At 43.7% G+C, this 13844-nt stretch carries 7 protein-coding genes; 6 read left to right on the forward strand and 1 reads right to left on the reverse strand.

Annotated elements, in window-relative coordinates; translation table 11 throughout:
- The first annotated feature begins 257 nt into the window (after positions 1–257).
- From NSB03_RS08135 to NSB03_RS08160, 6 genes are all read left to right on the forward strand, one after another.
- Positions 258–3380: a SusC/RagA family TonB-linked outer membrane protein gene (locus tag NSB03_RS08135; RefSeq protein ID WP_024986707.1), complete on the forward strand. Its 3123-nt coding sequence runs from the start codon at positions 258–260 to the stop codon at positions 3378–3380.
- A 21-nt stretch (positions 3381–3401) separates the two neighbouring features.
- Entirely contained in the window at positions 3402–5144 is a 1743-nt protein-coding gene (locus tag NSB03_RS08140) for a RagB/SusD family nutrient uptake outer membrane protein (RefSeq protein WP_024986708.1), read from the forward strand.
- Between the two features lie 126 nt (positions 5145–5270).
- Positions 5271–7103: a glycoside hydrolase family 32 protein gene (locus tag NSB03_RS08145; RefSeq protein WP_024986709.1), complete on the forward strand. Its 1833-nt coding sequence runs from the start codon at positions 5271–5273 to the stop codon at positions 7101–7103.
- 392 nt (positions 7104–7495) lie between these two features.
- On the forward strand, positions 7496–8665 hold the full coding sequence (locus NSB03_RS08150) for an MFS transporter (protein ID WP_024986710.1): 1170 nt from the start codon (positions 7496–7498) through the stop codon (positions 8663–8665).
- A 35-nt stretch (positions 8666–8700) separates the two neighbouring features.
- Positions 8701–9588, forward strand: coding sequence for a carbohydrate kinase family protein (locus NSB03_RS08155; RefSeq protein WP_024986711.1), 888 nt, complete (start codon positions 8701–8703; stop codon positions 9586–9588).
- Between the two features lie 614 nt (positions 9589–10202).
- Complete coding sequence (locus tag NSB03_RS08160) at positions 10203–12998, forward strand: hybrid sensor histidine kinase/response regulator transcription factor (protein ID WP_024986712.1); 2796 nt, start codon at positions 10203–10205, stop codon at positions 12996–12998.
- A gap of 96 nt (positions 12999–13094) precedes the next feature.
- On the opposite strand, the gene NSB03_RS08165 is transcribed toward NSB03_RS08160, so the two are convergent.
- Entirely contained in the window at positions 13095–13844 is a 750-nt protein-coding gene (locus NSB03_RS08165; RefSeq protein WP_128824271.1) for a hypothetical protein, read from the reverse strand.

Below are 13844 nucleotides of genomic sequence, written 5' to 3' on the forward strand. Positions count from 1 at the left end.
CTAAACTTATCAAAGAACTCTTTGGCATAGTGACAGAAGCCGCTTAGCCAATATGTTGAATTTTTAACGGACTATTAATTCTTCTATCTCGGATAATAATGTATAAAACCCTATAAAATAGCGTTCTATGCAACAAATATTATAGCCTTTGAAACATTTTTTTTAGCTGTTTGATATAAATCAACCGAAATTTGCACCATCGATAAAAAGAAAATTCGTACTTTAAAATTAATAATATTAAACTAATGCTCAGTATTATGAAGAACAAAAAACTTCTTTGCAGCGTTTGTTTCCTGTTTATGTTCTTGTCAGTCCTCAGCGGACAGAACATAATGGTAAAAGGAAACGTAACTTCCAAAACAGATGGGTTGCCGATTATCGGTGCTTCCGTCATTGAATCAACCGCTTCGGCCAACGGTACTATTACCGACTTTGATGGTAACTTTACGTTGACAGTAAAGCAAGGTTCATTACTTACCATTTCTTATGTAGGTTTTAAATCAGTCAAAGTGGAGGCGAAAGCTTTATTAAACGTTATTTTGGAGGAAGACTCCGAAATGTTGGAGGAAGTGGTAGTGACAGGCTATTCTACCCAAAAGAAGGCAGACTTGACAGGATCGGTTGCCGTTGTCTCGACCAAATCTTTAAAAACTTCGACTGATGCCGATCCGATGAAAAGTCTGCAAGGTAAAGTACCGGGTATGACAATTACTACAAACGGTTCGCCCAGTAGTACAGGAACCATTCGCATTCGCGGTATCGGTTCTTTCAATTCATCACAAGATCCCTTGTATGTGGTTGACGGAGTGCCTACTACTCGTGCTTTAAACTCTCTTAATACCAATGATATCGAAAGTATGCAAGTGCTGAAGGATGCGGCATCCGCTTCTATTTACGGTTCGCGTGCATCGAACGGTGTTATTATCATTACAACGAAGAAAGGAAAGAAAGCCGATAAAATGCAGGTCGACTTCTCGGCAAATCTGGCTGCGCAGTTTTACACTTCCCAATCGTTGATGAAGCTCTCGAACACTTCGGAATACGCAACAGCTATGGCTCAGGCTGCTTTGAATGACGGATTAGACCCGGTTGCTTATGCCGGAAATTATGGATTGAACCTGAAAGCCGCAAGCGGCACGCCCATTACGGTTTGGAATCCGGCAACGGGAAGTTATGTAAATTATACGGTAAACGGCTTATACGATGGTTACATCAATCAAAAGAAAACAATGAAATATTCGGATACCGATTGGCTGAACGAAATATCGCGTACCGGGTTCTTGCAAAATTATGATTTGTCTCTTTCACACGCTAATGACAAACATTCCACCATGTTTTCTTTGGGGTATAAGAAGAATAATGGTATCTTGAAATACACTGATTTTGAGAATATATCCGCTCGTATGAATTCCTCCTATAATGTGAACAAATATATCACCATAGGTGAGAACTTCACTGTGACATATACCAGCCAAGTAGATTGCGCTCCGATGGAGAATGCGTTGAAGATGGCTCCTACTGTTCCGGTTTATGAGGAAGACGGTGTGACGTTTGCCGGTCCTGTAGGTGGAATGAGCGACCGTCAGAACCCGTTGCGCGAATCATATAATAATCGTGACAACCATCTGGACTACTGGCGCCTGTTTGGTAACGGCTATGTAGAGTTGAAACCGCTCAAAGGACTGGTGCTTCGTTCAAACTTCGGTATCGACCATTATTCTTCATTCATCAATGCGATGACAAACACTTTTCATTCTGATATTGTGAATAATGACATAGCGAAAACAACGCTTTCTCACAATAATGAAACAAACTGGACATGGTCGAATACTGCCAACTATAATTTCCGATTGGCCGATAAACATGATATTACCGTATTGGCAGGTACCGAAATGACCAAGCAATCCGTGATTGATTTTTCTGCTTATTCCGAAGAGTACGCTTTGGAAGATAAAGACTATATGTGGCCCAATGCGGCAACTGGTACAATGAGAAACGCTGGCGCAAAGGTAGGGTTCCGGTTGGCTTCTTTCTTTGGAAAGATAGACTATAATTTCGACGATTTCGTTTTGGCGTCTTTCACCATTCGCAGAGACGGTTCTTCCAGATTCGGTAAAGATAATCGTTGGGGTACTTTCCCGGCAGCGACTCTCGGATTGCGTTTGTCTAAACTGTTGCGGAAAGATTGGATGGACGACTGGAAACTTCGCTTTTCATGGGGACAGACCGGTAATCAGGCAATAGACAATAATGCCCAGTTTGGACTTTATGTAGCCGATTATGGATTAGACCGTGTTACTTCTACCGCTTACGACTTACTGTTGCAATATTCGGGAACGTTCCCTTCCGGTTATCGTGCCACTCAACTTGCGAATCCTAATTTGAAATGGGAATCGGCCGAACAGTTCAATATCGGTACAGACTTCACACTTCTCAAAGGCTGTTTATACGGTTCAATAGATGGATATGTGAAAGATGTGGACAATATGTTGATTAATCCCTCTTACTTGGGCGCACTGGGAGAAGGTGGGGCATCTTGGGCCAATGGTCCTTCATTGCGCAACTGGGGAATGGAGGTTGCTTTGGGTTATCGCAAGACTCTGGCTTGCGGGCTTGGAATTGATATAAACGGAAACTTAGATTTTTTCCGCAATAAAGTAACTTACCTTCCTGCAACCTCCACAGGGTCTTATGCACACACAACAACGGAGAATCTGGTTCAGTCCGGTCAACCATACGGCTCTATTGTAGGCTATGTGGTAGAGGGTATATTCCAACATCAGGCCGAAGTGGATGCTTCCGGTCAACCGAACGCACGTGTAGGTGGACTGAAATATGCAGATTTGGATGGTAAGAATGGTATTACAGCCGATGACCAAACTTGGATTTACAATCCTGTTCCGGCATTTTCTTATGGTCTGAATATCGCATTGAATTATAAAGGATTTGATTTCAGCATGTTTTGGCAAGGGGTATATGATAAGGACGTGTATAACAACCAAAAGTTTCAGACTGACTTCTGGAGCATTACAGATGCGGGCTCAAACAAAGGAAACCGTTTGTTGGGTGCGTGGACTACCGCAAACACCGGTTCCACTATTCCCGCACTGACCACTAACAATACTGCCGATGAAGGTCGCGCTTCAACCTATTTTGTAGAAAACGGTTCCTATTTGAAGTTGCGCAATTTGCAACTGGGATATAATTTGCCTGCCTCATTCTTGTCTAAATTCAAAATGAGCAATGCACGTATATATCTGTCGGGACAGAACTTGCTGACAGTCAAAAGTAAAGGTCTGACTTGTGCCGACCCTGAAAATCCGGATTGGGCTTATCCGTTGGCCACCTCTGTGTCATTCGGTCTGCAACTTAGTTTCTAACATACTAAAAGAAGAAAAACAATGAAAAAGAAAATATATACATTTGCACTTGCCTGTTTGATGGGTGTATCCTTTACAAACTGTAATGACTTTCTCGACTATAATCCCACAGCAGTGATTGATGAAGATAAAGCGTTCTCCGAACCGGAGAAGATGGTGAATGCCGCTTATGCCATGTTGGGCGACTGCTGGTTTTCCTATCCGTTCAATCTGTTTCCTTATGGTGATATAACATCTGACGACTGTTTGAAAGGTGGTTCCGGGACGACCGACACCGGCTATCATCCTTTTGAGATTTGGTCTACGTTGACGGCTACTACTCCGGGTGAGATGGACGAGCTTTGGTATCGTCTCTATTGTGCCGTTTCCCGTTGCAATCGTGCGTTAGTGTCTTTGGACAGAAACGGAGTGAACAAACTTGGTGAGGATTTATGTAAGCAGCGCATTGCGGAAGTTAAATTCTTACGCGCGCACTTCTATTATAAATTGTTGACCGTGTTTCGCCAAGTTCCTTGGATTGATGAAGTGGCGTATTCAAACAATACCATCGAGCAGATAAGAAATGACCAGTTTACGTATCAGGAACTCTTTGGTAAAATAATAGCTGATTTTGAAACTGCCTATAATGTGCTGCCGGACGAACAGGCTAATGGCGGACGGGTAAATAAGATTGCCGCTGCGGCTTACCTGGCAAAGTGTTATTTGAACTTGGCATGGGGAGACGGTTATGAAGCGACTACCGGCGTATCTCATATAAATAAAGAATATATGAGCAAGGTGGTAACATATACGAAAGACGTTGAAGATTCCAAGTATGATTATCTGGAAGATTTCGGCGACATCTTTTTGCCGGATTACAAGAACAGCAAGGAATCGGTCTTTGCTGTACAATGTTCCGACTATAAGGATGATAACACAAGTTTCGGACGTGCCAACTGGTCGAATATGTTGAATGGGTGTTGGGGAATATGGACTTGCGGATGGGACTTTCATAAGCCTTCGCAGAATCTGGTGAATGCATTCAAGACAGAGAATGGTCTGCCGATGTTTGATGACTATAATCATCAAATCAGCTATCCGGTCAACGGAGAAGTGAACGAACAGAAATGGGACCCCAGACTCTTTCATACAGTCGGCATGCCTACCTATCCATATAAATATGAAGCAGAATATGTGATGACAAAAGACAACTCCCGTACACCGAATACGTATGGCTATTATACTTCCTTGAAAGAAGTGCCCCAACGTTCGAAAGGAGAGACTTACAACGGATCATGGCAGGCGTTCGCAATGAACGATTATGTATTCCGTTATACGGATGTGATGCTGATGCGTGCTGAGGCATTGATTGAATTGGACGAACTGGACAAAGCCCGTGTCATTATCAATGATATTCGTCAGCGTGCAGCCAATTCGATTGAAAAACACATTTCTTATGCAAAAGAACAGTGTGAGATTGAGCTTTATCCGGAGTCTTACTTCCAAGACAAGGAAACTGCGCGTAAGTGTCTGCGTTGGGAGCGTCGCTTGGAAATGGCGATGGAAAACGGACGTTATTTTGATTTGCGCCGTTGGGGGATTGCTTCTAAAACGCTGAATGCTTACTTTGCAAGCGAACAAAACAGTGTATATGACGGACAGACCTATGCCCAATATTATAAGGATGCTCATTATGAAGCGGGAAAAAATGAGTTCTTCCCGATACCTTATAACCAACTGTACTATATTCCAGGATTATATACCCAGAATAAGAATTATGAATAGGCTCGAATCATGCGGAAGTAACATTTTTTACAGCGTTTGAAACAAATTTGATAGGCGTTTCATCCCGAAGCGCCTACCTTTGCCTACATCAATCATACTTTAATCATATTTTAATACCATTGAAACATGAATGTATTTCTTTTATCTAAGCAATTTCAGGCTGTTCTGATTTATTTTTTACTTATAACTTTTTCTTTTTCGCTCCGTGCGGCAGATTCTCCTTTATTGATAAAGAATCTTGGAGAAGGACATTACATGGTACGTATTAATACCAATCAGAAGTATCTCCTTCTACCGGTAGAAGAAACTGCCCCCGATGTACGTATCAGTATGATTATAAATAATGAAGAGGTGAAATGGCTGGATGTACGGCTGGCGATGCATAAAGTGGATTACTTTGTTCCTGTAGACATTTCCAGTTATTCAGGCCGGACGATTTCCTGCAAATTTAAACTACAAACGAATGATCCTCTTCATACAAACTTTTCTCCTGAAAATACGGTTTGCTGCAAGGAAATGAGATTATCCGATACGTTTGATACAGCTAATCGGGAAAAGTACCGTCCCACTTATCATTTTTCGCCCCTTTATGGTTGGATGAACGACCCGAACGGAATGGTATATAAAGACGGTGAATATCATCTGTTTTATCAATACAACCCTTATGGTTCTCAATGGGGAAATCTAAGCTGGGGACATGCCATCACCAAAGACCTCGTAAACTGGAAACATCTTCCTGTTGCTATAGCTCCTGATGCATTAGGAACAATTTTCAGTGGCTCGGCTGTGGTGGATTACGATAATACAGCAGGATTTGGTGCAGGTGCTATTGTTGCTATCTACACTCAAAGCAGTGACCGACAAGTGCAAAGTATAGCTTACAGCACCGACAACGGACGTTCTTTTACTAAATACGAAAACAATCCCGTTCTGGTGTCTGAGGTCTGTGACTTCCGCGACCCGAAAGTGTTTTGGCATGCAGAAACCCATCGGTGGATTATGGTATTGGCAGTAGGGCAGGAAATGCAGATTTTCTCTTCTCCTAATCTGAAAGATTGGACCTTTGAAAGTCGTTTCGGTGAAGGACAAGGTGCACATGGCGGCGTGTGGGAATGTCCCGATTTGTTTGAACTTCCAGTAGAAGGTACCAATGATAAGAAATGGGTGTTGCTTTGTAATTTGAATCCAGGAGGTCCTTTCGGAGGAAGTGCTACTCAATATTTTGTAGGCTCCTTCAACGGAAAAGAGTTTGTAAACGAATCACCCTCCAAAACCAAATGGATGGACTGGGGAAAAGACCATTACGCCACTGTTACTTGGAGTGATGCCCCCGACAACCGCCGTATCGCCATCGCATGGATGAGCAACTGGCAATATGCAAATGATGTTCCTACCTCCCAATACCGTAGTCCGAACTCCGTTCCCCGCGATTTGAGCCTGTTTGCCGCAGACGGTGAGATTTATCTCAAATCCGCCCCTTCTCCCGAACTGCTGAAACTGCGCGACATTTCGAAGAAACGTTCGTTCAAAGTAAGTGGAACACGCACGGTCAAAGAAATGATTCCGGGTAACGAAGGTGCTTACGAAATAGAACTGACCATCAAGAACCAACATGCAGACATTATCGGCTTCCGTCTCTACAATGATAAGGGCGAGGAAGTGGACATGCAATATGACATGAAAGAGAACAAATTCTCTATGGACCGCCGTAAAAGCGGAGATGTCAGCTTCAACGAAAATTTCCCGACGCTGACGTGGACGGCTATCGAAAGCGGAAGGAATGAACTGAAACTTCGCCTGTTTGTAGATAAATCAAGTGTAGAAGCATTCGGTGACGGTGGACGTTTCGCAATGACCAATCAGGTATTCCCGTCGGAGCCTTACTGCCATATCGGCTTTTACAGCAAGGGCGGATCCTATAAGGTAGATTCGTTTGTGGTTTACTGGTTGAAGCCATAGGACTCTTCTATGTAATCTGTAGGCTCTTTTCCCGGTTCCTTACGGCAGAGTATATCCACCCTTACGGGTTCCTACACTTAAGGTAACGGTATACTTCTGTTAAGCCTACGGTATAAGTAGCTTGCCACGGCAGTGGTAGATTCTTCTCACGGACATGAAGAGAAGCTACTACAGCCATGAAGAGAATTTGTCACGGCCGTGACAAATCAACAATATCGTAGCTTTCATCCTATTATAGCGGTGTGAAGCAAGAATCGGATAAGGGGCAAACAGGTTTGCTCCCGTAAGGGCGGACAAATTAAGCCCTAAAGATACAGAAATTATACAATAACAGATTCACTTTGTAGCATACGGATAAACAGGTATGCGAAATTTAAGTAACAGATATAACAATGGAAAACAGTAAAAACTCTTCTCTCTCCAAACTTATCCCGGTGATGCTATGCTTTTTCGCCATGGGGTTCGTTGACTTGGTAGGCATTGCTTCCAATTATGTAAAGGCAGACCTTGGTCTGTCGGACTCACAAGCAAACATTTTTCCCTCACTTGTCTTCTTCTGGTTCCTGATTTTCTCCGTACCGACAGGGATGCTGATGAGCCGTATCGGTCAGAAGAAGACTGTATTGCTCAGTCTGATTGTCACTTTTGCTTCTTTGTTATTGCCGGTTTTCGGTGACAGTTATATGCTGATGCTGATTTCTTTCTCCCTCTTGGGTATCGGAAACGCATTGATGCAGACCTCTCTGAATCCCTTGCTCTCCAACATCGTGAGGGGTGACCGCCTGGCAAGTAGCCTGACTTTCGGTCAGTTTGTAAAAGCCATCGCTTCTTTCCTTGCTCCTTATATTGCCATGTGGGGAGCTACACAAGCCATCCCGACTTTCGATTTGGGCTGGCGCATCCTGTTCCCGATTTACATGATTGTAGCCGTTATTGCTGTTCTGTTGCTCAATGTCACACAGATTAAAGAAGAAAAAGAAGAAGGCAGACCGTCTACTTTCGGACAATGTCTCGCTTTGCTCGGCAAACCGTTCATCCTGCTTTGCTTCATCGGTATCATGTGCCATGTTGGCATCGACGTAGGTACGAACACTACCGCTCCGAAGATTCTGATGGAACGCATCGGAATGGGACTGGATGATGCCGCTTTCGCGACAAGCCTCTATTTTATCTTCCGTACGGCGGGTTGCTTCCTGGGTTCGTTCATTCTGCGCAAGATGTCTCCGAAATCTTTCTTTGCTATCAGTGTAGTAATGATGTTGGTTGCCATGATTGGTTTGTTCATCTTCCACGAGAAAGCGGTTATCTATGCTTGCATCGCCCTGATTGGTTTCGGTAACTCTAACGTATTCTCCGTCATCTTCTCGCAAGCGTTGCTTTATCTGCCGGGTAAGAAAAACGAAGTCTCCGGTCTGATGATTATGGGGCTTTTCGGTGGAACGGTATTTCCGTTGGCGATGGGAGTGGCTTCGGACACTTCACTGGGACAGAACGGCGCTATTGCAGTAATGACAATCGGTGTGCTTTATCTGCTGTTCTATACGCTCCGTATCAGAAAATAATTTTATATTTGGGAATCAATTAAACTCTGTTTATCATGAATAATACGATAGTAGGAATGGGTGAAGCACTATGGGATGTGCTGCCCGAAGGAAAGAAAATAGGCGGTGCTCCGGCAAACTTCGCTTATCATGTTTCGCAATTTGGCTTTGACAGCCGTGTAGTCAGTGCGGTAGGCAATGACGAACTGGGGGATGAGATTATATCGGTCTTTAAAGACAAGAAACTGAATACTCAGATTGAACGGGTAGATTATCCTACCGGTACGGTGCAAGTGACACTGGACGCCGAAGGTGTGCCTTGTTATGAAATCAAGGAGGGGGTTGCCTGGGATAACATTCCTTTCACGGACGAACTGAAACGTCTGGCATTGAACACGCGTGCCGTTTGCTTCGGTTCGTTGGCGCAGCGCAATGAAGCAAGTCGCGCCACTATCAACCGCTTCTTGGACACCATGCCCGATATAGACGGACAATTAAAGATATTCGACATCAATCTCCGTCAGGACTTCTACACCAAAGAAGTGTTGCGCGATTCCTTCCAACGCTGCAATGTCTTGAAGATAAACGACGAAGAGTTGGTGACCATCAGCCGTATGTTCGGTTATCCGGGCATCGACTTGCAGGACAAGTGCTGGATTCTGTTGGCCAAGTACAATCTGAAAATGTTGATTCTGACTTGCGGCATCAATGGCAGCTATGTATTTACTCCGGGCGTTGTCTCTTTCCAGGAAACGCCGAGAGTTCCCGTAGCCGATACGGTAGGAGCGGGCGATTCTTTCACGGCAGCTTTCTGTGCTTCCATATTGAATGGCAAGCCGGTTCCCGAAGCTCATAAGTTGGCGGTGGAAGTTTCTGCTTATGTCTGCACGCAGAGCGGGGCGATGCCGGAACTTCCGCAGGTATTGAAAGACAGATTGTTATAATCCTATTTAATATATATCGGTAATAGATGGAATGATTATCTGTTATCGGCGTATAACCTCTCAAAGTTAAAATGACATACTTTGAGAGGTTTCTTTTTTCTGACCTTATTACGGTTCTCGTGAGAACCCGTTCCGATTCATATCTTGTAGAGATTGGAACAAGACCTATATATTTTTGGGGGGAGTAAAGCATTAATAGATGAGTCTTGGTTTATTAATAGAAAAAACTTCTTTTCTATTGGTTCAACATTAGATTTATATTAGGAGACGTATAGACATAAAAAAAGGAGCAACGCCTTGCTCCAACCTTTGTTAACCTTAAATCTAATACTATGAAAAACACAGTGCAAAGATACGGACTTCTGTGAAATCTGCAAATAATCCAAATAAAAAGAGATGTTTTATAACATTGATTAAGTGTTTTGTTTACCTCTTATACTTTTGTTAATAATTTCCCGGTGAATATTTTTAGTTATCTTATCTTCTTTAGAGAGAGTAATTTGTAGAAAAATCGGGGGATAGTTAGCGAACTTGCAGATTTATTTTTATTTTTGTTCTGAATCAATCTGCTAAGTACTATGAAAACGATGAAAGTATTTAAAACGATTAAACCGATGAAATACACGCAGTGGATAGTGATATTGTTTTGTCTTATCGGCATGACTGCCTGTCGGCAGGATGCCCCCCGTTTCCGTATTGGGGTGGCTCAGTGTAGTGATGATTCCTGGCGGCATAAGATGAATGATGAGATTCTCCGTGAAGCCATGTTTTATGACGGAGTGTCGGTAGAGATACGGTCGGCGGGCGATGATAACCGTCAGCAGGCGGAAGATGTCCGTTATTTCATAGATAAAGGTGTCGATTTGCTGATTATCTCTGCCAATGAAGCGGCCCCGATGACTCCGATTGTGGAAGAGGCTTACCAAAAGGGAATCCCTGTTATCTTGGTCGACCGGAAGATTCTTTCCGATAAATATACTGCATATATCAGTGCTGATAATTATGAAATAGGCCGCGCAGTAGGAAATTACATGGCATCCACTCTGAAAGGAAAAGGGAATGTGGTGGAGCTTACCGGACTGAGTGGATCGACTCCTGCAATGGAACGTCATCAGGGATTTATGGCGGCTATCAGTAACTTTCCTGATATAAAGCTGATTGATAAAGCGGATGCAGCCTGGGAGCGCGAACCGGCGGAAGTGGCAATGGATAGCATACTCCGTCGCCATCCGAAGATTGATGCCGTATATGCGCATAATGACCGCATAGCTCCCGGAGCTTATCAGGCTGCCAGGAAGGCGGGGCGGGAGAAAGAAATGATATTTGTCGGTATCGATGCCTTGCCGGGCAAAGGAAACGGACTGGAGCTTGTGCTTGACAGTGTATTGAACGCTACCTTTATTTATCCGACTAACGGTGATAAAGTACTGCAACTGGCAATGAATATTCTCGAAGCAAAACCTTACCCGCGTGAAACCATAATGAATACAGCGGTAGTAGACCGGACTAACGCACATGTCATGCAACTTCAGACTGCTCACATCTCGGAACTGGACGAAAAGATAGAAACACTGAACGGACGTATCGATGGATATTTGTCACGTGTGGCTACACAACAAGTGGTGATGTATGGCGGTTTGGTTATTCTCTTGCTGGTGGCAGGATTATTGGTAGTTGTCTACAACTCGCTGCGTTCTAAAAATCGTTTGAATAGAGAGCTCTCCGAACAGAAAAGGCAGTTGGAAGAGCAACGGGATAAGTTGGAAGAGCAGCGCGACCAATTGGAACAACAGCGCGACAAACTGGCAGAACAGCGTGACCAGTTAATACAGCTTTCTCATCAGCTGGAAGAGGCCACCCACGCCAAACTTGTTTTCTTTACGAACATCTCTCATGATTTCCGAACTCCCTTAACTTTGGTGGCCGACCCTGTGGAGCATCTGTTGGCTGATAAGACGTTGAGTGACGACCAACACCGGATGCTACTGTTGGTGCAACGAAACGTGAATATCCTCTTGCGTTTGGTCAATCAGATATTGGATTTCCGTAAATACGAAAACGGGAAGATGGAATATACCCCCGTTCCGGTTGATATTCTTTCCTCTTTCAAAGGTTGGAACGAATCTTTCCTGGCGGCAGCCCGCAAAAAGCATATTCATTTTTCTTTTGACAATATGCCGGATACGAACTACCATACCTTGGCAGATGTAGAGAAGTTGGAACGCATTTATTTTAATCTTCTCTCCAATGCCTTCAAGTTTACGCCGGAGAATGGTAAAGTTACCGTCCGTTTGTCTGCCTTGACAAAAGAGGATGACCGATGGATTCGTTTTACCGTATCCAACACCGGTTCGATGATTTCAGCCGAACATATCCGTAATATTTTTGACCGTTTCTATAAAATTGATATGCACCATGCCGGTTCGGGGATAGGGCTGGCTTTGGTAAAGGCTTTCGTCGAGATGCATGGCGGGACTATATCAGTGGAAAGTGACGAAAAGCAAGGCACCGTCTTCACCGTCGATTTGCCGGTACGGACTTGTGCTTGCGAGACCTCTTCTTTGGAAGAATCTCCGGTATCTTCTGTTTCCGAAGCTTCTTCCTTGAACGATGCTTTGCCCATTGAGGAAGAGGAACTGGAAAAGAACTATGATTCTTCCAAACCTTCCGTACTTATCATTGATGATAATGTGGATATTCGTTCATATGTTCATGGACTACTTCATACAGACTATACTGTCATTGAAGCGGCGGACGGTTCGGAAGGTATCCGCAAGGCTATGAAATATGTTCCGGATTTGATCATCTCTGACGTGATGATGCCGGGCATTGATGGTATTGAATGTTGCCGTCGTCTGAAAAGCGAACTGCAAACATGCCATATTCCCGTTATCCTCTTGACTGCCTGTTCTTTGGATGAACAGAAGATTCAAGGTTATGATGGTGGTGCGGACTCTTACATTTCCAAGCCTTTCAGTTCGCAATTGTTGCTGGCGCGTGTCCGCAATCTCATAGATTCGCATCGTCGCCTGAAACAATTCTTTGGTGGCGGACAGGCATTGGCCAAAGAAGATGTCTGCGATATGGACAAGGATTTTGTAGAAAAGTTCAAAGCCTTGATTGACGCAAAGATGGGAGATTCCGGTTTGAATGTAGAAGATTTGGGCAAAGAAATGGGCTTGAGCCGTGTGCAGCTTTATCGGAAGATAAAATCCTTGACTAATTATTCTCCTAATGAATTGCTCCGTATTGCCCGTCTGAAGAGAGCTGCGTCTCTGCTCGCTTCGTCGGATATGACGGTAGCCGAAATTGGTTATGAAGTCGGTTTCAGTTCACCTTCTTATTTTGCCAAATGCTATAAGGAACAGTTTGGCGAGAGCCCGACGGATTTGTTGAAAAGAAAAGGATAAAACTTCAGCCCGCCATTGAACGGGTATTCCGGCAATGGCAGGCTGAAATTTGATTGTGTATGATATGCATTCCGTTTTATGAAAAAGCGGATTTGGTTAGAAATGCAGGCTGATGTACGCTCGTAGCGAGTGAGTGGTGTATTTCATTTTGATATCGTCACCTTCGGACATTAGGCTGCTGTATTTGGCACTGCCTTGTCTTCCTTCTACTCCAATACCAATGGCTTTCCACGAAATTTCCCCGCCATAAGTAAAAAATGAGGCGTAGTTGCTGTTTATGTCATCGTTGAGTATCAGCATTGAATAGGACGGGACAAATCTAAAATAGCCGGATATCATAAGATGACCCACAGGATTGAAAGTGATGGAGGGACCCACTAATATGCCAATGTCACATTGATGCAAACCGTAGTCTTGGATTTCCATTTCGTCAGCAGCACTGTAGTTATACTCTTCTTTGTAGTTCTTATACTTGGTATAGCTGATATCCGAGCCCCAATTAAATGCAAACTTGAGTTTACCGAATAATGGCTTTTTGTGCAAATAGACAGCACGTCCACTGGTGAGGGCTACTCCAAAGTCACTTTTTAACTCATTTCCATATGCAGGCGTAAGTGTTTGCGTTGCATATCCTATGGCTGTGAATCTCTTTCGGCTCCATACGGAGTGGTCTTTTTCTTTCTTTTGTGTCTTTTGCACGCTGGAGGATAATGCTTTCACTACGTTTTCCAACGAATCAAGCCTGTGTTGTACACTGTCTTGATAGGATATATTCTGTGCATAAAGAAGATGACCGTAGAATGTCATGCTTATGATAAGGCACAGTGTGATTAAATACTTCTTCAT

Origin of the sequence: Bacteroides acidifaciens (genome assembly GCF_024623065.1) — a bacterium.
GTDB classification, from domain to species: Bacteria; Bacteroidota; Bacteroidia; order Bacteroidales; family Bacteroidaceae; genus Bacteroides; species Bacteroides acidifaciens.